20 protein-coding genes are annotated in these 23,457 nt (G+C 71.0%); 6 read left to right on the forward strand and 14 right to left on the reverse strand.

Annotated features, from left to right (window positions below):
- Positions 1–11 precede the first annotated feature (11 nt).
- Genes hpaE through JRG78_RS02765 form a run of 3 tightly spaced genes read right to left on the reverse strand, consistent with a single transcriptional unit; the run spans position 12 to position 3,756 of the window.
- Entirely contained in the window at positions 12–1,550 is a 1,539-nt protein-coding gene (gene hpaE, locus JRG78_RS02755; RefSeq protein WP_272653819.1) for a 5-carboxymethyl-2-hydroxymuconate semialdehyde dehydrogenase, read from the reverse strand.
- Positions 1,550–2,233: a GntR family transcriptional regulator gene (locus JRG78_RS02760; RefSeq protein ID WP_259607474.1), complete on the reverse strand. Its 684-nt coding sequence runs from the start codon at positions 2,231–2,233 to the stop codon at positions 1,550–1,552. The genes hpaE and JRG78_RS02760 overlap by 1 nt, the downstream gene beginning before the upstream one ends.
- Positions 2,230–3,756 carry a fumarylacetoacetate hydrolase family protein gene (locus JRG78_RS02765; protein ID WP_259607475.1) on the reverse strand — a complete coding sequence of 509 codons (1,527 nt, stop codon included), beginning with the start codon at positions 3,754–3,756 and terminating at the stop codon, positions 2,230–2,232. Before JRG78_RS02765 ends, JRG78_RS02760 begins: the two co-directional genes overlap by 4 nt.
- Before the next feature lie 128 nt (positions 3,757–3,884).
- Between JRG78_RS02765 and JRG78_RS02770 the strand changes: the two genes are divergently transcribed.
- Positions 3,885–5,267 (forward strand): MFS transporter, encoded by a 1,383-nt coding sequence (locus JRG78_RS02770; protein ID WP_272653588.1) that lies wholly within the window; start codon positions 3,885–3,887, stop codon positions 5,265–5,267.
- A gap of 106 nt (positions 5,268–5,373) precedes the next feature.
- Here the strand turns inward: JRG78_RS02770 and JRG78_RS02775 are convergent, their stop codons facing one another.
- Entirely contained in the window at positions 5,374–6,075 is a 702-nt protein-coding gene (locus JRG78_RS02775; RefSeq protein WP_259607476.1) for an IclR family transcriptional regulator, read from the reverse strand.
- Positions 6,076–6,215: 140 nt separating this feature from the next.
- Between JRG78_RS02775 and JRG78_RS02780 the strand changes: the two genes are divergently transcribed.
- From JRG78_RS02780 to JRG78_RS02790, 3 genes are all read left to right on the forward strand, one after another.
- Positions 6,216–8,084 carry an FAD-dependent monooxygenase gene (locus tag JRG78_RS02780; protein ID WP_272653589.1) on the forward strand — a complete coding sequence of 623 codons (1,869 nt, stop codon included), beginning with the start codon at positions 6,216–6,218 and terminating at the stop codon, positions 8,082–8,084.
- 531 nt (positions 8,085–8,615) lie between these two features.
- Complete coding sequence (locus JRG78_RS02785; protein WP_272653590.1) at positions 8,616–9,650, forward strand: IS110 family transposase; 1,035 nt, start codon at positions 8,616–8,618, stop codon at positions 9,648–9,650.
- 22 nt (positions 9,651–9,672) lie between these two features.
- Entirely contained in the window at positions 9,673–9,927 is a 255-nt protein-coding gene (locus tag JRG78_RS02790) for an integrase core domain-containing protein (RefSeq protein WP_135115695.1), read from the forward strand.
- A gap of 133 nt (positions 9,928–10,060) precedes the next feature.
- Here the strand turns inward: JRG78_RS02790 and JRG78_RS02795 are convergent, their stop codons facing one another.
- The 4 genes from JRG78_RS02795 to JRG78_RS02810 all read right to left on the reverse strand — a co-directional run bounded on the left by JRG78_RS02795 (position 10,061) and on the right by JRG78_RS02810 (position 14,830).
- Positions 10,061–10,723 (reverse strand): LutC/YkgG family protein, encoded by a 663-nt coding sequence (locus JRG78_RS02795; RefSeq protein ID WP_259607481.1) that lies wholly within the window; start codon positions 10,721–10,723, stop codon positions 10,061–10,063.
- Positions 10,720–12,141, reverse strand: coding sequence for a LutB/LldF family L-lactate oxidation iron-sulfur protein (locus JRG78_RS02800; protein ID WP_259608249.1), 1,422 nt, complete (start codon positions 12,139–12,141; stop codon positions 10,720–10,722). Before JRG78_RS02800 ends, JRG78_RS02795 begins: the two co-directional genes overlap by 4 nt.
- 131 nt (positions 12,142–12,272) lie before the next feature.
- Positions 12,273–13,046: a (Fe-S)-binding protein gene (locus JRG78_RS02805; protein ID WP_259607482.1), complete on the reverse strand. Its 774-nt coding sequence runs from the start codon at positions 13,044–13,046 to the stop codon at positions 12,273–12,275.
- Positions 13,043–14,830 (reverse strand): L-lactate permease, encoded by a 1,788-nt coding sequence (locus tag JRG78_RS02810; RefSeq protein ID WP_259607483.1) that lies wholly within the window; start codon positions 14,828–14,830, stop codon positions 13,043–13,045. The genes JRG78_RS02805 and JRG78_RS02810 overlap by 4 nt, the downstream gene beginning before the upstream one ends.
- 527 nt (positions 14,831–15,357) lie before the next feature.
- Between JRG78_RS02810 and JRG78_RS02815 the strand changes: the two genes are divergently transcribed.
- A protein-coding gene (locus JRG78_RS02815; protein ID WP_370428832.1) for an IS3 family transposase occupies positions 15,358–16,754 on the forward strand; the annotation gives its coding sequence in 2 pieces (ribosomal slippage) (positions 15,358–15,694 and positions 15,694–16,754; 1,398 coding nt in all).
- 135 nt (positions 16,755–16,889) lie between these two features.
- Here JRG78_RS02815 and JRG78_RS02820 read toward each other — a convergent pair.
- From JRG78_RS02820 to JRG78_RS02830, 3 genes are all read right to left on the reverse strand, one after another.
- Positions 16,890–17,087 (reverse strand): hypothetical protein, encoded by a 198-nt coding sequence (locus JRG78_RS02820; protein WP_259607484.1) that lies wholly within the window; start codon positions 17,085–17,087, stop codon positions 16,890–16,892.
- 80 nt (positions 17,088–17,167) lie between these two features.
- A complete protein-coding gene (locus JRG78_RS02825; RefSeq protein ID WP_259607485.1) occupies positions 17,168–19,003 on the reverse strand; it encodes a thiamine pyrophosphate-binding protein in 1,836 nt (611 codons plus the stop codon).
- 124 nt (positions 19,004–19,127) lie between these two features.
- Entirely contained in the window at positions 19,128–19,952 is an 825-nt protein-coding gene (locus tag JRG78_RS02830; RefSeq protein WP_259607487.1) for a class II glutamine amidotransferase, read from the reverse strand.
- A gap of 134 nt (positions 19,953–20,086) precedes the next feature.
- Here JRG78_RS02830 and JRG78_RS02835 point away from each other — a divergent pair, with 134 nt between their 5' ends.
- Positions 20,087–20,596 (forward strand): phosphoribosyltransferase, encoded by a 510-nt coding sequence (locus JRG78_RS02835; protein WP_259607489.1) that lies wholly within the window; start codon positions 20,087–20,089, stop codon positions 20,594–20,596.
- A 30-nt stretch (positions 20,597–20,626) separates the two neighbouring features.
- On the opposite strand, the gene JRG78_RS02840 is transcribed toward JRG78_RS02835, so the two are convergent.
- The 3 genes from JRG78_RS02840 to JRG78_RS02850 form a co-directional block, all read right to left on the reverse strand.
- The gene (locus tag JRG78_RS02840; protein WP_259607491.1) at positions 20,627–20,962 is read right to left on the reverse strand and encodes a VOC family protein; all 336 of its coding nucleotides are present in this window, start codon (positions 20,960–20,962) and stop codon (positions 20,627–20,629) included.
- A gap of 56 nt (positions 20,963–21,018) precedes the next feature.
- The gene (locus tag JRG78_RS02845; protein ID WP_272653591.1) at positions 21,019–22,542 is read right to left on the reverse strand and encodes an ATP-dependent DNA ligase; all 1,524 of its coding nucleotides are present in this window, start codon (positions 22,540–22,542) and stop codon (positions 21,019–21,021) included.
- A 62-nt stretch (positions 22,543–22,604) separates the two neighbouring features.
- Complete coding sequence (locus tag JRG78_RS02850; protein WP_259607495.1) at positions 22,605–23,375, reverse strand: enoyl-CoA hydratase/isomerase family protein; 771 nt, start codon at positions 23,373–23,375, stop codon at positions 22,605–22,607.
- Positions 23,376–23,457: the final 82 nt, after the last annotated feature.

Raw genomic sequence — 23,457 nt, forward strand, 5'->3', positions numbered from 1 at the left:
TGCTTTGTGCGTCAGCGGGGGTCGGGGTCGTCCAGGTCCGTGGGCTCGTGGACGTCCTGCTTGCCGAACGTGGGGTTGTGCGGGGCGCCGAGCGTGATGTGCACGCTCTGCTGGTCGGTGTAGAAGTCGATCGAGCGGTAGCCGCCCTCGTGTCCCAGGCCGGATGCCTTCACGCCGCCGAACGGGGTGCGCAGGTCGCGCACGTTGTTGCTGTTCAGCCACACCATGCCGGCCTCGACCGCCTGCGCGAAGTTGTGCGCGCGCTTGAGGTCGTTGGTCCAGATGTAGGCGGCGAGACCGTACCTGGTGTTGTTGGCGAGGGCGAGCGCCTCCTCCTCGGTGTCGAACGGGGTGATCGCGACGACGGGCCCGAAGATCTCCTCCTGGAAGATGCGCGCGTCCGGGGAGACGTCGGCGAACACGGTCGGGGCGACGTAGTTGCCGGTCGGGAAGCCCTCCGGCCGGCCGCCGCCGGCGACGAGACGGCCCTCCGTCTTGCCGATCTCGGTGTAGCTCATCACCTTGTCGTAGTGCTCGGGGTGCACCAGCGCGCCGACCTCGGTGGCCGGGTCGTGCGGGTGCCCGACCTTGACGCGCCCCGCCTGCGCGGCGTAGCGCTCGACGAACTCGTCGTACACCGACCGCTCGACGAGGATGCGGGAGCCGGCGGTGCAGCGCTCGCCGTTGAGAGAGAACACGCCGAAGATGCACGCGTCGATCGCCACGTCGAGGTCGGCGTCGGCGAAGACGACGGCCGGGCTCTTGCCGCCGAGCTCCATCGACAGGCCCTTCAGGAACGGTGCCGCGTTGCCGAAGATGATCTGCCCGGTGCGGCTCTCGCCGGTGAAGGAGATCAGCGGGACGTCCGGATGCTTCACCAGGGCGTCCCCGGCGTCCTCGCCGAGCCCGTTGACGAGGTTGAACACGCCTTGGGGGAGCCCGGCCTCCTCGAAGATGCCGGCCCAGAGGGATGCCGAGAGCGGGGTGAACTCGGCGGGCTTGAGCACCACCGTGTTGCCGGTGGCCAGGGCCGGGCCCAGCTTCCACGACTCGAGCATGAACGGGGTGTTCCACGGCGTGATCAGGCCCGCGACGCCGATCGGCTTGCGGTTGACGTAGTTCATCTGCTTGCCGGGCACCTTGAAGGCGTCGTCGGCCTGCGCGACGATGAGGTCCGCGAAGAAGCGGAAGTTCTCCGCGGCGCGGCGCGCCTGCCCGAGGGCCTGCGTGATCGGCAGGCCCGAGTCGAAGGACTCCAGCTCGGCCAGGCGGGCGTCCCGCGACTCCACGATGTCGGCGATGCGATGCAGCACGCGGGAGCGCTCGCGCGGCAGCATCCGCGGCCACGGGCCCTCCTGGAACGCGCGCTTCGCCGCCGCCACGGCGCGATCGATGTCGGCCTTCTTGCCGGCCGCCGCGCGGACGTAGGTCTCGTTGGTGACGGGGTTGAGCACCTCGAAGGTGTCGCCGTCGGCGGAGTCGACGAACTCGCCGTCGATGTAGTGCTGGATCTTCTCGGGCAGGTCTGCCGGGACGTACACGTCGGTCATCATCGTCCTTCTCTGGTGGGTGTGGATTCGGGATGCCGGGCGTTGAGGAACGCGTCCATCGTGCGCCAGCGGTGGTTTCGGGCCGCCAGCTCGATCTCGAGCGGGTCGGCGTGGGTGCGGATCAGCTCGAGGATGCGGGTGTGCTCCTCGACGGAGTGGCGGGCGCGTCCGGGCACGAACGCGAACGTGGTGTCGCGGATGCCGGACAGGCGCGCCCAGCCGCGGTGCACGAGGTCGAGCAGATGCGGGTTCGGGCACGGCTCGAAGAGCACCGAGTGGAAGTCGCGGTTCAGGTTCGTGAAGGCGTGCGCGTCGAAGTGCTCGAGGAGGCGGGTCATCCGGTCGTTGATCCGCTCGGCGCGGGCCAGGGCGTCCTCGTCGAGGAACGGTGCGGACAGCGCGGTCGCCGCCCCCTCCACCAGGCCCAGGGTCTGCATGGTGTGCGCGTACTCGCTCTCGTCGACGAGGGAGACGCGGGCGCCGACGTTGCGCTCGAAGGTGACCAGGCCCTCCGCCTCGAGACGGCGGATCGCCTCGCGCACGGGCACCACGCTCATGCCGAGTTCGTCGGCGATCGAGCCGAGCACCAGCCGGTACCCGGGCCCGAACGCGTGCGAGGCGATGCGCGCGCGGATCCAGGCGTACGCCTGCTCCGACTTGCTCCCCTCGCGCGTCAGCGTCATCCCCGCTCCTCGCGGCCGGCCTCGTACTTCGCCCGCCACTCGGCGTTCATCGGGAACAGGCCGTCGACCGGGTGCCCGGCGGCCACCTGCTCCGCGATCCAGGCGTCCTCCTCCTCCTGCCCGAGCGCCTCGTCGGCGACCTCCTCGGCGAGATCCGCCGGGATCACGATCACGCCGTCGCCGTCGCCGACGATCACATCGCCGGGCTGCACGGTGGCGCCGCCGCAGGCGATCGTGACATCGACCTCCCACGGGACGTGGCGGCGGCCGAGGACGGACGGATGCGCGCCGCGGGAGAACACCGGGAGGCCGATCTCGGCGACGGCGTCGAAGTCGCGCACCCCGCCGTCGGTGACGACGCCGGCCGCGCCGCGGGTCTTGGCGCGGAGGGCGAGGATGTCGCCGAGGGTGCCGGTGCCGGACTCCCCGCGGGCCTCGATGACGATGACCTCGCCCTCGGCCACGGCGTCGAAGGCGCGCTTCTGCGCGTTGTAGCCGCCGCCGTGGCTCTTGAAGAGATCCTCGCGGGCGGGGACGAAGCGCAGCGTCTTCGCTGTGCCGACGATCTTGGCGCCGGGCAGGTTCGCGGAGACGCCGTCGATGAAGCAGGAGTGCAGCCCGCGTTTGCGCAGCTGGCTGGACAGCCCGGCCGTGGGCGCGGCCTCCAGCTTCGCGCGGAGGGCGGGGGACAGGCCGGCGGACCCTGAGCCCGTCGAAGGGGCGGACGCTTCGACACCCTCAGCGTCCGAGGTTCCGGACCCTGAGCCCGTCGAAGGGTCCGGGAGGCCGGCGGCCTCGCGGGAGCCCCAGGCCTCCTCGCGCTGGACGTCGTCGACGGCGGGGAGGGAGCCGAGGGCGGGATCGAACGGGACCTCGCCCTGGACGACCGTGGTGCGCAGCCGCCCCGATGTGCGGTGCGGGCCTGCGATCGTGTCCACCTCGATCTCGACGACGTCGCCGGGCACGATCACGGACGACCCGGCGGGCGTGCCGGTGAGGATGACGTCGCCGGGCTCCAGGGTGAAGTGCTGGGACAGGTCGGCGACCAGCTGGGGGAGCGGGAACAGCAGCCCCGCGGTGGTGTCGTCCTGCTTGAGCTCGCCGTTGACCCAGGCCCGCACGCGCAGCGCCGACGGGTCCACCGCGGCCGCGTCGATCAGCTCCGGACCGAGCGGGGTGTACCCGTCGCGGCCCTTGGAGCGCACGTTCGATCCCTTGTCGTTGGCGCGCAGGTCGTACAGGCCGAGGTCGTTCGAGGCGGTCACCGCGGCGACGTGCGACCACGCGTCCTCGACCGACACGTGCCGCGCGGCGGTGCCGACGATGAGTGCGATCTCGCCCTCGAACGCCAGCAGCTCGGTGCCGGCGGGCCGCTCGACGACACCGTCCGTGCCGGCCACGGAGCTGGACGGTTTGAAGAAGTAGGAGGGGGCGGCCGGGCGGCGTCCGCGCTGATCCGCGCGGGAGATGTAGTTCAGGTGGATCGCGATGATCTTTCCGGGCCGACGGAGCGGAACGGTCACGGGCGCCTCCTCGCGCGAACGGGCACCGGGGCCGGTGCTCTGGTGCGTTGTATCCGAAATCGTATATCATTGCGACGCGGGTGACAACACCCGAAAAGTCCCACCGGACAACGACGTCAAGGAGCATCATGAGCGACCAGCCCGGCTCACCCGGATTCACCCCCACCGGAACCATCGCCAGCCCGGCGGACCGGCGACGCGTCGTCTTCGCCACGATCGTCGGCACGACCGTGGAGTGGTACGACTTCTTCATCTACGCCACAGCGGTCGGCCTCGTCTTCGGCCAGCTGTTCTTCGCCCCGCTCGGCAAGAACAGCGCGCTGATCGCGTTCGCCACCGTGGGCGTGAGCTTCCTGTTCCGCCCCCTGGGCGCCTTCCTCGCCGGCCACTTCGGCGACAAGCTCGGCCGCAAGACGGTGCTGATGTGGACGCTCATCCTGATGGGCGCGGCCACCGCGCTGATCGGCGTGCTGCCCACCTATCCGATGATCGGGATCGCCGCTCCGGTGATGCTCGTCCTGCTCCGCATCCTGCAGGGCATCTCGGCGGGCGGCGAGTGGGGCGGCGCGGTGCTGATGGCCGTCGAGCACGCCCCGAAGAGCCGGCGCGGCGCGTTCGGCGCGTCCCCGCAGATCGGCGTGCCGCTCGGTCTGCTCCTGGCATCCGGCGTGATGGCGCTGATGACCGTGATCGCCCCCGGGGAGCAGTTCCTGGCCTGGGGCTGGCGCATCCCGTTCCTGCTCAGCGTGGTGCTGATCCTCGTCGGCTACTACGTGCGGCGCCGGGTGGAGGAGAGCCCCGTCTTCACCGAGCTCGCCGAGCGCAAGGAGAAGGCGCGGATGCCGATCATCCAGCTGTTCCGCGAGCACGCCCTGCTGGTGCTGATCGCCGCCTTCGTCTTCGCGGGCAACAACGCGGTGGGCTACATGACCACCGGCGGGTACATCCAGGGCTACGCCACGAACCCGGAGGGTCCGCTGGCGCTCGACCGCGGCGCCGTGCTCTGGGCGGTCACCGGATCCGCGGTGACCTGGCTGCTGTCCACGCTGGCGGCGGGCTTCCTGTCCGACCGGCTGGGCCGCCGCACCACCTACATCCTGGGCTGGATCCTGCAGCTGATCGGCGTGTTCGCCCTGTTCCCCCTGGTGAACACCGGGAACATCGGCCTGCTGTTCCTGGGCCTGGCGATCCTCACGGTCGGCCTCGGGTTCACCTACGGGCCGCAGGCGGCGCTGTACGCCGAGCTGTTCCCGGCATCCATCCGCTTCTCCGGCGTCTCCATCTCCTATGCGATCGGCGCGATCCTCGGCGGTGCCTTCGCCCCCACCATCGCCACCGCGATCGTGTCGGCGACCGGCTCGACCGGCGGCGTGACCTGGTACCTCGCCGGGATGACGCTGCTCGGGCTCCTCGCCAGCGCGCTGCTGCGCGACCGCAGCGGCATCCCGCTCGGGCCCGAGCACGAGGCGGAGCAGGCGCGCAGCCCGATCCACGGGCTCGCCAAGGCCTGACCTGCTGTGGACGACGAGGCGCGCCGCCCGCGGGGGTGGCGCGCCTCGTCGCGTGTCAGCCGCCGGGCGTCCGTCGTGTGTCAGCCGCCGAGCGCCTCGTCGCGTGTCAGCCGCCGAGCGCCTCGCGGATGGTGTCCGCGGAGCGGCGCAGCCGGGCGGCGATCTCCTCGTCGGTGAAGCGCGTGGCGACGTGCACGACGGCGATCGCCGCGGGACGCTGGCCGCGCAGCGGCAGCGGGACGGCGACCGACTGCACGGTGGGGATCACCTCGTCGTGACTGGTGGCATGACCGCGGGCGGCGACCTCGGCGACCTCCGCGTGCAGCTCCGGCGGGGCGGCAGGCCACTCGGCATCCGTCAGCTGGGCGAGGATCGCCTTGCCGGGCGCGCCGCGGGTGACCGGATGCCGCGCCCCGGGCCGCTGCGCGACGCTCGCGACCGCATGCCGCGGCTCGACGCTCGCCAGCGTGATGCACTCCTCGCCGTCCAGCACCGCGAGGAAGCAGGTCATGCCGAGATCGTTGGCGACCGCGGTGAGCTCGGGCAGCGCCTCGGCCTGCAGATCGTGCGCGACGCCGGCGGCGAGGGACGCCATCCGCGGGCCGAGGCTCACCGCCCCGGAGGCGTCCCGGCCGACGAGGCCGTGGTCCTCGAGCGTGCGCAGCAGCCGGTAGGCGATCGAGCGGTGCACGCCCAGGCGGGTCGCGATCTCGTCGATGGTGAGCGCGATCCGGGCATCCGCGAGCACCTCGAGGATGCGGATGCCGCGGCTGAGGGTCTGCGATGCGGGTGCGTCCGTGCCGGCCATGGTCCGCCCTTGCGCTCGATCGGGGAGCACGCGTACGATCACTCGTAGCGTGTTCAATAGTAGAACGTTCCGTTCGAATATAGAACACTGGTCTGGACGAGGGCAACCCGAACAACGAGGTCCGGAAGGGATCGACGACGATGCAGTTCCACCACCACGGTTATGTCTCCGGCGACCCGCGCGTGCTGCCGGCGAGCGGCTTGGGCGTCGACCGCCCCGCAGAGCTCCCGGATGAGATGGACGTGCTCATCGTCGGATCCGGCCCGGCCGGCATGCTGCTCGCGGCCCAGATGTCGCAGTTCCCGACCGTGTCCACCCGGATCATCGAGAAGCGCGAGGGTCGGCTGGTGCTCGGCCAGGCCGACGGCATACAGCCGCGCAGCGTGGAGACCTTCCAGGCCTTCGGCTTCGCCGAGCGCATCGTCGCGGAGGCCTACAACATCGGCTGGATGAACTTCTGGGGACCGGACCCGGAGAACCCGCGCAACATCACCCGGATCTCGCGCACCGAGGACTACGCGCTGAAGATCAGCGAGTTCCCGCACCTGATCGTGAACCAGGCCCGCGTGCTGGACTACTTCGCCGAGGCCGCCGCGCACGGCCCCGGCCGCATCACGCCGGACTACGGCGTCGAGTTCGTCGGGCTGACCGTGCACGAGGAGGGCGAGTACCCGGTCGAGGTGCGCGTGCGCTACTCCGCGGGGGAGCGGGCCGGCGAGGAGCGCACCGTGCGCGCGAAGTACGTCGCCGGCTGCGACGGCGCCCGCAGCGGGGTGCGCCAGGCGATCGGACGCCAGCACGTGGGCAAGCAGGCCCTGCACGCCTGGGGCGTCATGGACGTGCTGGTGAACACCGACTTCCCGGACTGGCGGATCAAGTGCGCCATCAACTCCGAGGCGGGCAACATCCTGCACATCCCGCGGGAGGGCGGATACCTCAGCCGGATGTACATCGACCTCGGCGAGGTCTCCGAGGACGACCACCACCGGGTGCGGCAGACGCCGATCGAGGAGATCATCCGCCGGGCGAACGCGATCCTGCATCCGTACTCGCTGGACGTGAAGCAGGTCGCCTGGCACAGCGTCTACGAGGTCGGCCACCGCGTCACCGACGGCTTCGACGACGCGTGGGGCACCGACCGCTCGCCGCGGGTGTTCCTCACCGGCGACGCGTGCCACACGCACAGCGCCAAGGCCGGGCAGGGCATGAACGTGTCGATGCAGGACGGCTTCAACCTGGGCTGGAAGCTGGGCGCCGTGCTCACCGGCCGCAGCCCGGAGACGATCCTGGAGACGTACGCCGCCGAGCGCCGGCCGGTCGCACAGCAGCTCATCGACTTCGACCGGGAGTGGTCGAGCCTGATGGCCCGCAAGCCGCACGAGATCACCGACCCGCAGGACCTCGCCACCTACTACCTCGCCACCGCCGAGTTCCCCTCCGGGTTCATGACCCAGTACGGCCCGTCGATGATCGTCGGATCAGACACGCACCAGGATCTCGCGCCCGGCTTCCCGCTCGGCAAGCGCTTCAAGTCGGTGGAGGTCACCCGCGTCGGCGACGGCAACGCGGTGCACCTCGGTCACCACGCCAAGGCGGACGGGCGCTGGCGGGTGTACGCCTTCGCCGACCGGGACGCGGCGGCGCTGGCATCCTGGGCCGAGAAGGCGGCGCCGGTGTTCGCGCGGTTCACGCCCGCGGATGCCGACCCCGACGCCGTGTTCGATGTGAAGGCGATCTACCAGCAGCGCTACGACGAGCTCGAGATCACCGCGGCGCCGGAGCTGTTCCTGCCCAAGAGCGGCCCGCTCGGGCTCACCGACTGGGAGAAGGTGTACGCGGCCGGCCCCACCATCTGGGCGAAGGCCGACATCTTCGACGAGCGCGAGCTCTCCCGCGACGGCGTCGTGGTCGTGGTGCGGCCGGACCAGTACGTCGCCGCGATCCTGCCGCTGGACGCGGTCGACGAGCTCGCCGACTTCCTTGCCGGCGCGTTCCTCCCCGCCTCCTGAACCCCGCCTCCTGGACGTCGGGGCTTCCGCGTCTTCCGCTCGGGCCGGATCCTCACACCCCCCTCGGGTTCGGGGCGGATTCTCGCACTTGGGGCGGCACTGGACCGCCCCGAACGCGAGAATCCGCCCCAAACACGGGTAGGAGAGTGGGGGACGCATGCCCGGTCAGGAGTTCACGCGGATGATCTCGCGCTGGTACGGGGCGATCACGGCGCCGGAGCTCAGTATTGAGACTGTCAGTCTGTTTCTGCCGCATCCCGCAAGGATGAGGAAGTCCTGGCCGGAGCGTTCTGACCCTTGCTTATGATTGGCCCGCAGGGTGCCTTGGCGTTGATCTGTCGAGCCTCCGGCCGGGCGCGCAGTAACCGCTGCCGCCGGATCGGGCGTGACCTGATAGGAGCCTGGAGCAGTCTCGACAACGCGTCCCCATGACAGTCCTGTCCACCCGCCGGCGACAGCGTGACACCACGCTAACCGGCAGGAGGACCGAAGAACATGACCGCAGTCGAGCCCGCCCGCTCCGGGCACGTCGTGATCGGCGTCGACACGCACAAGCACATCCACGTCGCCGCAGTGATGGACTCCATCGGCGGGATCCTCGCGACCCTCACGATCGCGACCGATACAGCTGGCTTCAAGCAACTGCTGGAGTGGGCGAGCGGGTTCGGGAAGATCATCGCGTTCGGCATCGAAGGCACCGGCTCCTACGGGGCCGCGCTGACCTCGTTCTTGCGCCGGAACGATCACAAGGTCGTCGAGGTCTCGCGACCGGATCGTCGGTTGCGGCGCCTGAACGGCAAGTCCGACACTCTCGACGCGGAGAACGCCGCCCGGGCGGTCCTCGCGGGGTTCGCGACCGCGGTCCCGAAGAGCGCCGACGGCGTAGTCGAGATGATCCGGCAGCTGAAAGTCGCCCACGACACCGCGGTCAAGGATCGCACCGGAGCGATGGTCACGCTCAAAGCGATGCTCGTCCACGCTACCGAGGATCTCCGACGCGAGACGGCGCGGAAGACGCAGAAGATGATCGCCCGTCACTGCGCCGCTCTGCGCCCACGTGGCTTGGAGACGCCGGAGGACGCGAACCGTCACGCGCTCCGGTCGATCGCGAAACGCTGGATCGCGCTCAATGAGGAGATCACCGAGCTCGAAGAGCAGATCGAGCAACTCGTTCTCCGGCGGGCGCCGCATCTGCTGGACGAGTTCGGCATCGGTGTCGACACTGCCGCGGAGATCCTCATCGTCGCCGGCGACAACCCCGAGCGCATCAAGAGCGAAGCCGCGTTCGCGAAGCTCGCCGGCATCAGCCCCATCCCCACAGGGTCGGGCATGACCAGCGGGAAGCATCGCATCAACCATGGCGGTCACCGCCAGCTCAATGCCGCGATCTACCGGGCCGTCATCGTGAGGATGAGATTCCACGAGCCGACGATCGCCTACGTCGCCCGACGCACCGCCGAAGGCAAGAGCAAACGCGACATCATCCGCTGCCTCAAGCGCTACGTCATCCGCGAGGTCTACCACCTCGTCAAGACCGACCCCAGAACCGGCGAAATCGCGAGTTGACAACTATAGGAGCATCAACGCGATGGCCGAAGCGTTCAACTCGCTGTTCAAGGGCGAGTGCATCCGGAACCCAGCGATGCGGCCGAAGGGCGGCTGGGCGTCGATCCGCGATGTCGAGATCGCCGTCGCCGAATATGTCGACTGGTTCAACCAGCGGCGACTGCACGGCGAGATCGGGCACGTCCCGCCGGCCGAGTTCGAGCGGTCGCATTGGGCATCGCTCGACGCGACCCGATACGCTCACGAGCAGGTTCCGATCGGAGCCGGTTCCAGATAACCGAGCCTCCACGAAACCCGGGCGCTTCAGCTGGACCATCTCGCCGAGGGAGGCGTTCTTGCCTCCCACCGACTCGACGTCACCGAGTCCGAGGTCCTTGAACCACACGACGTTGGCGCTCATGGGCGTCCTTTCATTCGCCGTCGCCGGCGTTGCTGACGATGATGACGACCAGGGTCCGCGGCCCGTGCACGCCCTCGACCCGCTCGAGCTCGATGTCGCTGGTGGCGCTGGGTCCGCTGATCCACGTCTGTGGCCGCGGTCCCTCGGCTGCCGGGCGCAGGCGTGCCACCGCGTCGGGGACGTCGTGCACCACCTGGTCGGCGCGGACCACGCACACGTGGGTGTCGGGCACCAGGGTCAGGGCCCGCCGGCCCTGGTCGGCCGTGTGGTCGAGGACGATCGTGCCGGTCGTGGCGATGCCGACGGCGGACCCGGTCACCACCGCGTCGATCGCGTCGAGCTCGGCCGCCGTCGCCGCCTCTGCCTCGGGGAGCACCTGCGCGACCTCCGCGACGGCGTCCCGCCAGGACGGCTCGACGCCGGTCGGTAACACCACGCTGCGGCACCCGTTGGCACGCAACGCGGCCGCGATCTCGGCAGCGACGTCCTGCGGCTCCACGCGCACGACCGTCGCCCGGTAGTCGGCGACGTTCTCCGCGAAGAGCGCCAGCGTCTCGGCAGGGCCCACCGCGGTGGTCTCGACCGTGGGAGCGGGCCCACGCGCACCCGCTGGGGTGGTCACGTCCGCCACGGCCCCGCGGACCCGGGCCAGGATCTCCTCGCGCGCGCTCACCGCTCGCCCCCTTCGCTCTCGTGCTCGCGTGCCCACCACTGCCGGAAGGTCTCCGTCGGTGGCGTCGGCACGTCCCGGGCGTTGGTCCAGGCCCCGAGCCCCGGCACGGAACGGATCGTCCGCTTGCCCAGCACCCGACCCGCCGCGGTCGCCGCCTTCTGCGCGAGCGTCAGGCGCTTCGGGTCGGACAGCAGCCAGGCGGTCGCCTTCATGGCCGCGGCCTCCGGTGTGGGGCCGGCCTCCTCGACGACCTTGCCGCGCAGCTCGACGAGGAGCTCGGGGATGTTGATGCGCACCGGGCAGGCGTCGAAGCAGGCGCCGCACAGGCTGGAGGCGTACGGCAGCGACTTGTCGACGTCGCTCGCGGTGCCGCGCAGCTGCGGGTTGAGCACGGCGCCGATGGGCCCGGGGTAGACGGAGCCGTAGGCGTGGCCGCCGGTGCGCTCGTAGACCGGGCAGACGTTGAGGCACGCCGAGCACCGGATGCACCGCAGGGCCTGGCGCCCGAGCTCGTCCTCGAGCACGTGGCTGCGCCCGTTGTCGAGGAGGACGACGTGCACCTCCCGGGGGCCGTCGCCGTCGTGGACGCCCGTCCACATCGTCGTGTAGGGGTTCATCCGCTCACCGGTGCTCGACCGGGGGAGCAGCTGCAGCATCGGGCCGAGGTCGTCCCACGTCGGGAGCACCTTCTCGATGCCCACGACCGAGATGAGCGTCTCGGGCAGGGTCAGACACATCCGGCCGTTGCCCTCGGACTCGACGACGACGAGCGTCCCCGTGTCGGCGATGGCGAAGTTGGCGCCCGAGACGGCGACCTTGGCCCGCAGGAACTTCTCGCGCAGGTGCAGCCGGGCGGCCTCCGCGAGCCGGGCGGGCTCGGCGGTGAGGTCGTCGGGTGCCGGACGGCCGACCTTGGCCATCTCGCGCCGGAAGATCTCGCGGATCTCGCTGCGGTTGCGGTGGATGGCGGGGACCAGGATGTGGCTGGGCCGGTCGTGGCCGAGCTGCACGATGAGCTCCGCGAGGTCGGTCTCCCAGGCGTGGATGCCGGCCTCCTCCAGCGCCTCGTTGAGCTCGATCTCCTGTGTGGCCATCGACTTGACCTTGACGACCTCGTCGGTGTCCTTGCTGGTCACGATGTCGCGCACGATCCTGTTCGCCTCGGCGGCGTCGCGGGCCCAGTGCACCACGGCTCCGCGCGCCGTCAGGTTCGCCTCCAGCTGCTCGAGGTAGTCGCCGAGGTGGGTGAGCGCCTCGTCCTTGGCCTGCGCACCGGCGGCGCGCAGCGCCTCCCAGTGGGGGAGCTCGCCGACGACCGCGGCCCGCTTCGCGCGGATGGTGTGGGTGGCGTGCTGCAGGTTGCGGCGCTGCTGGGTGTTGGCCAGGGCGGTCCGGGCGGCCTTGGGGAACTTCGGCATTCCCACGAACGTCGGCGACGTCGTCTGCACCGGTGCCCCCACGGCACCACGGGTGCGGTCCGGGTATGCCGCGGGGCCCAGCCCCACGTCGCCCGTGGGTGGGTCGGTGGCGGCCCCCGGGGTCGCGCTGCTCATGCCGGGTCCTCCTCGGTCGACGCCAGGATCTCGGCGAGGTGCATGCGCCGCACGCCGGAGCGCTGCCGGCCGAGGATGCCGCCGATGTGGGCCAGGCACGAGTTGTCGCCGGCCACGAGGACCTCGGCGCCGGTCTCGACGACGTGCCGCGCCTTGTCCGCGCCCATGGCGATGGACACGTCGGCGTTCTTCACCGCGAAGGTGCCGCCGAAGCCGCAGCACTCCTCCGCGCCGGGCAGATCGACGAGGTCGATGCCGCGCACCGCCCGCAGCAACTGAAGCGGGCGGTCGCCCACCCGCAGCATGCGCAGCGAGTGGCACGTCGGGTGGTAGGTGACACGGTGCGGGAAGTAGGCGCCGACATCGGTGACACCGAGGACGTCGACGAGGAACTCCGACAGCTCGTAGACCTTGGGCCCCACCTCCTGCACCCGGCCGAGCAGAGCGGCGTCCCCGCACCCGCGGGCGATCATCGGGTGCTGCTCACGCACCGAGCCGACGCACGACCCGGACGGCGCCACGACGGCGTCGTAGTCCTCGAACACGTCGGCGAACCGGCGCACCAGCGGGACGGCGTCCGCGGCATACCCGGTGTTGGTCAGCATCTGCCCGCAGCACGTCTGCTCCATCGGGAACTCCACCCGGCAGCCGAGCCGCTTCAGCAGGCGGACCGTGGCCTTCGGCGTCTCGGGCCACATCGTGTCGTTGAAGCACGTGGCGAACAGGGCGACCTTGAGGTCCGCAGCCGCCGGGCGTGACGTCGTTGTCATGGGAGCATCCAAGCAAGAACGGTGGACTGGAGCCCGACGAGGAGACAGACGGCCGTGATGAGGCCGATGCTCCAGGGCAGGACCTTGCGCAGGATGTCGGCTTCGCGGCCGAGCAAGCCGACGGCCGTGGCCGCGATGGTGAGGTTCTGCGGGCTGATCATCTTGCCCACCACGCCGCCGGAGGTGTTGCTGGCGACCAGCAGGGTCGGGTCGATGCCGGCCTCGGTGGCGGCGGTCTGCTGGAGGGTGGCGAAGAGGGCGTTGGCGCTGGTGTCCGAGCCGGTCACCGCCGTCCCGATCCAGCCGAGCAGAGGCGAGAGGAAGGCGAAGGCCGCGCCGGCGCCAGCGATCCAGGTGCCGATCGTGATGGTCTGACCTGAGAGGTTCATGACGTAGGCGAGAGCCAGGACCGACGCCACGGTGAGGAAGGCCCATCGCATCTTGTGAGCAGTGCCGACCAGCTCGCGTCCCAGTCCCTTGAGGCCGATGCCGTAGATGAGGGACACGACCAGGGCGCAGATGAGGAGCATCGTCCCGGGTGAGCTCAGCCACGACAGCGTGTAGACGGCGGACGCGTTCGGGGTGCCCCCATGCGTCAGCACCTGGTCCGCGAGGCCGGGCCACGGGATCTTGACGTCTGTGCCGGCCAGCCAGTCCTTCACTGCGGGCACGAGCTTGGCGAGGGCGAAGACGACGATGACGAGCACATAGGGGAGGAGAGCCATGCTGATCCGGCCGGCGGTGAGCGAGCGGGCGCGCGCGTCGAGCTCGGCTAGGGACACCTCGTGGGCGTCGCGCCCGCCCCGGCCGGTCGCGGAGGCGGGTCGTGCGGCGGACGTGACATCCTCACTGCCGGTGATGCGGCTGGCCGCACCGGACTCGCCGACCGTGGCCAGTTCCTGTTCGCGCTCCCTCGCCAGGGTCGACAGCGCCGCCTGGCGCCCGGTCGGCTTCCACACCCGCAGGAAGAGGACGGCGGCCGCGAGGCTGGCCAGGGACGCGATGATGTCGGTGAGCTCGACCGAGATGTAGGTGGCCGAGAGCCACTGGAAGACCGCGAAGGTCACGCCGACGACCATCGCGATGGGCCAGGTTTCCTGGACCCCGCGTCGACCGCCCGCCATCAGCACGAGCAGGAGGGGCACGAAGACGGCGATAAGCGGCGTCTGGTGGCCCACGTAGGCGCCGATCTCGGTGTAGGGGATGTTCGTGAGTGCACCGGCGGTGATGATGGGAGTGCCGATCGCGCCGAAGGCCACCGGAGCGGTGTTGGCCAGGAGCACGACGGTCGCGGCGCGCAGGGGCGAGAAGCCGACCGCCATGAGCATGACACCAGTGATCGCGACAGGTGCCCCGAAGCCGGCGAGGGCCTCGAGGAGGCCGCCGAAGCAGAAGGCGATGATGATCGCCTGGATGCGCGGGTCGTCCGAGATGAGGTGGAACGTGGCACGGAGGTCCTCGAACCGCCCGGAGGCGACGGTCACCTGGTAGAGCACGATCGCGGTGAAGACGATCCACATGATGGGGAAGAGGCCGAAGGCCGCTCCCTGGGTGGCTGCGAGTGCCGCGAGGCCGACCGGCATCTTGAACGCAGCCGTGGCCACCAGGATCGCGACTGCCAGCGCGGTGAGCCCCGCCCAGTGCGCCTTCCAGCGCAGGAGGCCGAGGGTGACGAACACGGTCAGCAGGGGTAGCGCCGCCACCAAGGCGGAGAGGGTGAGGCTGTCGGCGACCGGATGCAGGTCCGGTTGGAACGCGCCGGCCATGGCGTGGGATGGGGTCATGGGAGTGTCCTGTGTCAGCGTCTTTGTCCGGTTTAGGCCGTGGGATCAAACAACATCGGGGTCTCCTAGTTTGGGTTGATTCTTCCACTGTGCTTGATGGTAGGCAAGGCGCTGGACGGCGGCTCGGGCGAGGCCTTCGCGGCGTGCGCGGCGGATGGTTTCACCGCGGCCCTCGTGTTCGTCCAGTGGGGTGACGTAGCCGATGCCCGAGTGCAGTCGTGAGCCATTGTGCTCGGTGCGGACGACGTCCAGCTCGGCGCGCAGACACTTGATCTGCCTGGTGGCGGACAGTTCATCTGAATCGGCTGTAAGTCTCTGAAGTGGCTGGCCTGGGGTCGGCTGGCAGGGTGGGTGCTGGTGCTCCGTCTGGTCGTGACTCTTGAATCGCCTGGCCTCCCGCTTCGGCGGGGTGCCTTTCCCAGGATCTGTCCGGCCGGGTGGGCCCCGTGCGTCAGGATGGGGTGAGACACCAGCACTGCTGACCTTCGCACTGCACGGGGCGAGAACGGACCAATACTGAGATGACGATGACGGTTGCTGACGTCGGCACCGATGATGGGGCTATGGCTCCTCGTGCTGACCGGCCCAAGAGGCGGACGTTCACCGCCGAGTTCAAAGCGGCGATCCTGGCCGAGTACGACGCCGCGGACCGCTCTGGGCGTGGGGAGATCCTGCGCCGGGAGGGCCTGTACACCTCCCACATCATCGAGTGGCGCAAGGCCGCGGCCGCCGGCTCGCTGTCCGGGCTGGGCAGCAAGCCGCGGGACCGGCGCGAGCGGGAGCTGCAGGCGCTACGGGCCCGGGCGGAGAAGGCCGAGGCCGAGCTGGCCAAGACCAGGGCGGCGCTGGACCTGATGGGAAAAGCACACGCGCTCTTGGAGACGCTCTCCGAGAGCGCGGACAAGCCGCCGCGGTCGCCGCGGTGATCAACCCGGCCGTCGACGGGCTGGCCGAGCACGTCGGCACCGCGGCTGCGTGCGCGCTGCTGGGTCGCTCCCGCGCCAGTCACTACCGGGCCAAGAACCCGCCACCGCCACGTCCACGGACACCGCGGCCGGCACCGGCGAACAAGCTGTCCGCCGCCGAGCGGGCCCACGTGCTGGCCGTGTTGACCAGCCAGCGGTTCGCGGACAAGTCGGTCGCCCAGGTCTGGGCCACGCTGCTGGACGAGGGCACCTACCTGTGCTCGATGTCCACGATGCACCGGATCCTGCGCGAGCACGACATGGCCGGGGAACGGCGCCGGCAGGCGAGCCACCCGCCCCGGACCCGGCCCGAGCTCGTCGCGACGGCGCCGGGGCAGGTGTGGAGTTGGGACATCACAAAGCTCAAGGGGCCGGAGCGGGGCGTGTACTACGACCTGTACGTCGTGCTCGACATCTTCTCCAGGTTCGTCGTGGGCTGGACCATCGCGGCCCGCGAGGACGCCGAGATCGCCAAGAACCTGCTCGAGCACGCCATGGGCATCCATGGCGTGCCGGAGGCGATCCACGCCGACCGCGGGACCTCGATGACCTCCAAACCGGTCGCTCAGCTGCTCGTCGACCTCGGGGTGGCCAGGTCGCACTCCCGCCCGCACGTGTCGAACGACAACCCTTACAGCGAGGCGGCGTTCAAGACGCTGAAGTACGCCCCGGTCTTCCCCGAGCGCTTCGGGTCCCTGGCCGACGCCGGCGCGTTCGCCGAGCAGTTCTTCGCCTACTACAACCACGAGCACCGCCACTGCGGGATCGGGCTGCACACCCCCGCCAGCGTCCACTTCGGCACCGCCGGGCAGGTCCGCGCCCAGCGCCAGGCCACCCTGGACGCGGCCTACGCCGCCCGTCCCGAGCGCTTCGGCCACCGCCGACCCCAGGCGCCCAAGCTGCCCGAGGCCGCCTGGATCAACCAGCCCTCACAGGAGGCCCTCATACAGACCGCCTGACGGAATCTGTCTCACCCGCCTTGACACTTTCCGTCGTCGCATGCAACGTAACGTCTTGGAGTACAGCCTGCACGGTCGCCGTAATGTCTTCGGCAAACTGACGGACTGCGTTGTGCAGCACGTCCTCGGGTGCTGTCACGCCCGCTTGAGGAGGAAATCGAACCCGATGAGCTCGTCGACTGCGCCGACGTCGTCGAGGGGCATCTCGCCGGAAACGCTGATCTCACGCAGGACTGTGCGATCCTCCGTGCCGTATCGCTCCGCTAGGGTCCTTAGAATGCGATCCCGCTCGGCGGTCGCTTCTTCACGCGTCGTCGTCTCGATGATGGTCATGCTTGCCCCCTCTCCATGCTGCATTCATTCTGAAGGGTACCTCCGACATAAGCCTGCATTCCCCCTTTGTCCGGCCAAGGTCAGGAGTTCACGCGGATGATCTCGCGCTGGTACGGGGCGATCACGGCGCCGGAGATGCGCAGGTCGAGCACGAGGAAGCGGCGGGATGCTGGGTCCTCGGCCGTCCATGAGGCCAGCCGGTCGAGGTCGGCGAGGGTGCGCGCGACCACGCCTTCGGCGCCGACGGCCTGCGCCAGCGCGGCGAAGTCGACCTCGGGGATCCGCATCGGCTCCTCGGCCAGTCCCTTCAGGCCGTACAGGTTGACCTCGGTGCCGTAGGCCGCGTCGTTCCAGATCACGGCCATGCCGTGGCCGCCGGCGGCGCGCACCGCGGACTCCAGGTCGGCGATCGCCATCAGGCCGCCGCCGTCTCCCGAGGTCAGCACCACGGTGGTCTCCGGGCGGGCGCGCACAGCGCCGACCACGCTCGGCCAGCCCTGACCGATGGACTGGAACGCCGTGCCGACCATCATCATCCGGTCCGGCGAGGCCACCGGCCAGTACATGTTCGCCCAGCCGATGAAGTGGCCCCCGTCCGACACCACCACGCGGTCCTCGGGCAGCAGCTCGCCGATGCGGCGCGCCGCCGAGCGCGGGTCGAGGCGACCGTCCGGGGCGAGCTCGTCGCCCTGCTCGTACGCGCGTGCCGCGGCGACGTCGACGGTCTCGCGCCAGGGGCGGCGCTGCGCTTCACGCGGAGATGTGCGGTTCGCGCGGCCGTTTGCGGCGGATTCGTCCGCGGGAAGCGCACTTTCCCGCGCGACGGATGCCGCGGCGGGGGAGTCGGATGCGGCCGGGGCGGAGTCGGATGCTGCGGCGGCGGGGGCGGATCCGGCGGGGGAGACGGATGCCGTGGCGGGGGAGTCGGATGCGGCGGGGGCGGTGAGCCGGGCGACCAGGGCCTCGGCGGCGAGCCGGGCGTCGGCGCGGACGTATCCGCCGATGTGCGCATGGGTGGCCGCGGGAGCCACGTCGACCTGGAACACGCGGGTTCCGGGGGCGAACAGCTCGCCGAACCGCATCGTGAACTGGTTCAGGGACGCGCCGAACACCACGGCGACGTCGGCCTCGCGGATCAGGGCCATCGCCCCGTCCGCGCCGAATCCGCCGGTCACGCCGAGGTCGTACCGAGTGTCCGGGAACACGCCCCGGCCGAGGGCCGTCGAAGCGGTGAGTGCGCCGGTGGCATCCGCGAGCGCCCCCAGCGCCTGACCGGCGCCGGCGAGCCAGGCGCCCCGCCCCGCGAGCAGGAAGGGACGCTCGGCGGTGCGCAAGGCCTCCGCGAGCTCGTCCAGCATCCCCTCGGCGAACTCGCCCTTGGGGGCGACCGGTTCCGGGATCCGCGGTTGCGGCGCCTCCGGCACCGGGCCGGCGTCGAGCGCGGCCACGTCGTAGGGGATCGCGAGCACCACCGGCACCCGGTAGGTGAGCGCATGCTCGACCGCGATCACGGTGGTCGCGGCGGCATCCGCGCGGCCGGTGGTGTACGTGCGGGCGCCGACGGCGGAGGCGAGCGCGATCTGGTCGACGTCCCAGGGCCGCGGACCCGAGGTCGGCTCGTCGCCGACCACGAGCACCAGCGGCACCCGCGCCTGCACCGCCTCGGCGAGGGCGGTGATGGTGTTCGTGAAGCCGGCGCCGTACGTGGACGTGGCGGCCGCGATCCGGCCGGATGCCCGGTAGTGGGCGTCGGCGGCGACCACGGCGCCCTGCTCATGACGGACCGCGGTGAACGCGGCATCCGTCTGCTTCTCGAGGGCGTCGAGGAAGTAGGCGTTGCCGTTGCCCATCACGCCGAAGACGTGGTCGACGTGGCGGGCGAGGGTGAGGGCGACGTGGGCGGAGACGCTGGGCATGACGGAGCCTTTCGAGACGGGACGGAGAATGATGCGCTTCCGTATATGTCTCGCCTCGCGCGTCGTCGCGGAGCGCTTCGTGCCCCTTTTTCGGGCACCGGACCGGGGTCCGGACGAGTCGATTCTAGCGTCGGGAGGTCGCGAACGGGGCCTCGGCGCCCGCGAGCTGCACGGTGACGCTGGTGCGGTCGTCCAGCCGGATGGCGGTGACCGACTCGGCAGGCATCGCCGGCCACTCGGGACGCGCGACGCCGGTGGAGCCGATCCGCACGGTGCCGTCCGGATCCTGCGTCCAGCGCAGCGCGTAGTAGTCCTCGTTGTGCTCGTCGGGCAGCCGGTCGAGCCGGGCGATCGCGCCCAGGTCGTCGTCGGAGAGGATGCTCAGTGCGCTCGCGTGCACCACCACCAGCTGCTCGGCGTCCATCACCAGCGCGTTCAGGCTGGCCAGCGGGAACGCCTCGCGCAGCCGCCGGACGACGGTGAGGGTCGCCTCGAACAGCGGCACGCCGGCGTCGAGCTGCTCGCGGATGAGCCGGAAGTACATCTCGCTGTCGGTGTCGCCGACCATCGCGGCGAGGGATGCCGGCGCGAGCAGCTCCCGCGCCCGGCCGATCGGCTTCAGCGTGCCGTTGTGGGCGAAGGCGACGTCGCCGATGCGGAACGGGTGGGTGTTCGCCGCGGTGATCGGCAGGCCCGACGTCGCCCAGCGCAGGTGCACCACGGCCGCGTGCACGTCCTCCGCCATGGCATCCGCGAAGGCCGGGTCGGCGGATGCCGAGCGCGGCGACGTGCGCACCTCGGGTGCGGTGCCGGTGCGCTCGACGCCCGCCCAGCCCCAGCCGTCGCCGTGCAGGCGCGCCAGCGAGCGGAGGCTCTCCATCCCGGTCTCCCCGAGTTCCCGCTCGGCGGTGGAGCGGTCGGGGGAGACGAAGGCGAAGAGTCGGCACATGAGGACCTCGGAGAGCACTGTCACGGGCATCGCGCATCGGGAGGGCGACGCCCTCCTTCGTTTCTACCGCACCTGCGGGCGGATCGGGGCCGCTCTCGTCATCGACGGACATCCGGATGCGGGAGAATGAACGGATGACGGATGCACCGATCGAGCGCGAGACGCTCACCTGGGACGGCTTCGGAGAGGCGACGCGGGAGCTGGCGCGCACGATCCTGGACAGCGGCTTCGTGCCGGAGGTGGTCGTCGCGATCGCGCGCGGGGGGCTGCTGCCCGCCGGAGCCATCGCGTACGGACTCGGCGCCAAGAACTGCGGCGCGATCAACGTCGAGTTCTACACCGGCATCGGCACGGTGCTGGACGCGCCCGAGGTGCTCCCGCCCGAGCTGGACATGGCCTACCTGGACGGCCGCCGCGTGCTGCTCGTCGACGACGTCGCCGACTCCGGGCGCACCCTCGCGCTCGCGGTGCAGCTGCTGAAGGAGAAGGGCGCCGACGTGCGCTCGGTGACGATCTACACCAAGCCCACCACGATCATCGAGCCGGACTACGCCTGGAAGGCCACCGACCTGTGGATCAACTTCCCGTGGTCGTACAAGGGCACGGTGCGCGAAGAGGATCTCGGCCTGGCGCCGTCCGCCTGACGGCACTTCCGAGCCGCGCTCACGTGCGGCTCACATGCCGGCGAGGGCGATGCGGTTGCCGTCCGGATCGATCAGCACGACGTGCCGCACGCCGTTGCCGTACTGCTCCACGGGCTCGTGCTCGACGCCCAGCCGCTGCAGACGCGCGAGCAGCACGCCGAACCCGTCGACGGCGATCGTCAGCTGCGCGCCGCCGGCCTGCCGCTGCTCGGCGAGGGCGATCCAGGCGCTGTCGGTGATGTGCCAGAGGATCTCGTCGCCGGTCGCGTCGTCGGGCTCGCGCTGGAACAGGTCGCGGTACCAGGGGACCGAGACGCGCAGGTCGGATGCCGGGATCACGCTGTACAGGTGCGTCATGGCTGCCATGGGCGCATGGTACCCAGTGCGCCTCGGGCCGCCGGTGGAGTCGCCGGCGGCGCCCCTCACCCGCGCAGCAGGGCGCGCAGAGTCTGGATGGTGTCGGCGTCGGCGGGCTGCTTGTCGGGCCGGTACCGCTTGACGCGCGCGAACCGCAGCGCGATCCCGCCCGGGTAGCGCGGGGACCGCTGCACCCCGTCGACCGCGATCTCGACCACGAACTCCGGGCGCACGTGCACGGCGTAGCCGGTGCGATGCGTCTCCGCCTGCGGGAACGTCTCGGTCTGCCAGCGCAGCAGCTGATCGGTGAGCCCCTTGAACGTCTTGCCGACCATCACGAAGCCGCCGGGTTCGCCGAACTCGCCGTCCGGGTCGCGCGCGCCGAGGTGGAGGTTGGAGAGCATCCCGCGCCGCCGGCCGGACCCCCACTCTGCGGCCAACACGATGAGGTCGTAGGTGAGCACGGGCTTCACCTTCACCCAGGACTTGCCGCGCCGTCCCGCGGTGTAGGGGGAGTCGAGCGCCTTGACGACGACGCCCTCGTGCCCGGCGGCCAGGGCCCGGCGGGACAGCTCCTCCGCGGCATCCGGATCGGCGGTGACGACGCCGGGCATCCGCCACTCGCCGGCGATGCGTTCGAGCTCGGCGAGGCGGACGGAGAGCGGCTCGTCGATGAGGTCGCGGCCGTCGACGTGCAGCACGTCGAAGAACCACGGCCGCAGCAGCAGCTCACGGGACACCTCGGCGCCGAAGCGTGACATGGTCTCCTGGAACGGACGCGGTCCGCCGTCCTCGTCCAGCGACAGGGTCTCGCCGTCGAGGATCAGCTCGCGGGCGGGCAGTCCGCGCACGATCTCGACGATCTCCGGGACCCGGTGTGTGATGTCGGCGAGGCTGCGCGTGTAGACGCCGACCTCGTCGCCGCGCCGGTGCACCTGGATGCGGGCGCCGTCGAGCTTGTACTCCACGGATGCCCGGCCGGTGATCTCCAGCGCCGCGGTCGGCGTGGCCGCCGTCGCGGCGAGCATCGGCAGCACCGGGCGGCCGACCCGGAGCCCGACCTCCTCGAGCTCGCCGGCGGCGCCGGTGAGCGCCACGACGGCCGTCTCGCCGAGGTCGCCCGACAGCATGGCCGCGCGCCGGACCGTCGCCGCCGGGTGCCCCGAGGCGCGCGCGATCGCGTCGAGCAGCACTCCGGACAGGGCGCCGGTGCGCATCTCGCCGAGCATCGCCCGGGCGAGGAAGTCCCACTCGGGTGCCGTCGCGCGCGAGGCGAGATCGCGCAGCACCGCGGTGCGCGTGGCCGCGGAGCCGGTCCCGGATGCCGTCGCGAGGCGGTCGAGAGCGCCGTCCACGTCGTCGATCGTCAGCGACGGGGCATCCGCATGCTCGGCCTCGAGGGCCGTGAGTCCGCGCCAGCCGACGCCGAGCCGCCCCTGCCGCGGGGCGGCGAGGAGGAGCCCGGTGAGCGCGGCGATCTCGCCGGGTTCCGCACGGGCGAGCAGCCGCGCGAGCGCGTCGATCTTCGCCAGCCGCGACGACGTCGCCGCGACCTCGTCGGCGGTGGCGACCAGCTCGGAGAGCTTCATCCCCGCATTCTCGCACCCACCGCCGACACCGGGCCGACCCTCCATCGGACCCGGGTGCGGGCTCAGCGGCCGCGGAACCGGGGCCGCCGCTTCTCCTGGAAGGCGGCGAAGCCCTCGCGGTAGTCGTCCGTGTCGCACAGCGCGGCCTGGGCGGCGTTCTCGATGTCGATGGCGTCCCAGAGGGCGAGCCGCTCGTCGCGGATGCGGGCGACGAGCTCCTTGCTCGCCAGGAACGCCCGGGTCGCGCCCCGGGCGGCGGCCTGCGCGGCCTCCTCGGTCGCCTGCCCCACCTCGTCGTCCGGGAAGGACCGGGAGAAGAGCCCGGCGGCCACCGCCTCCGCGCCCGACATCAGGCGGCCGCTGTAGATGAGGTCGAGCGTGCGGTGCGCGCCCAGCCGGTCGACGAACAGCGCGTGCCCGCCGGAGTCGAGCGTGGCCCCGAGCGCCGCGAACGGCGACCCGATCTTCGCCGACTCGGCCACGTACACCACGTCGGTCGCGATCAGCAGGCCGAGACCGACACCGAGGCAGGCGCCGTGCGCGACGGCGAAGGTCGGCGCGGGGAAGGCGGACATCCGCTTCAGCAGCGGCGTCACCACTCCGCCCAGGTAGCCGATGACGTCGTCGTCACGCGGGTCGACCTGCGATATGTCGCGGCCCGCGCAGAACGCCCGGCCCTCGCCGCGCAGCACGAGCGCGCGCACTCCGGCATCCGCTGCGGCCTCGTAGGCGCGGCCGAGGTCGTGCAGCGCCTGCTCGTCGAGGGCGTTCAGCCTGGCAGGCGCGTTCAGCGTCACGTGCGCGACGTCGTCCGCGATGTCGAGATCGATCATGGATGCTCCTTCCGTGCCCTTCGACGGGCTCAGGGACCCTTCGACGGGCTCAGGGACCCTTCGACGGGCTCAGGGACCCTTC

It is taken from the genome of Microbacterium sp. EF45047, assembly GCF_028472845.1.
In the GTDB taxonomy this organism is placed as follows: Bacteria; Actinomycetota; Actinomycetes; order Actinomycetales; family Microbacteriaceae; genus Microbacterium; species Microbacterium neungamense.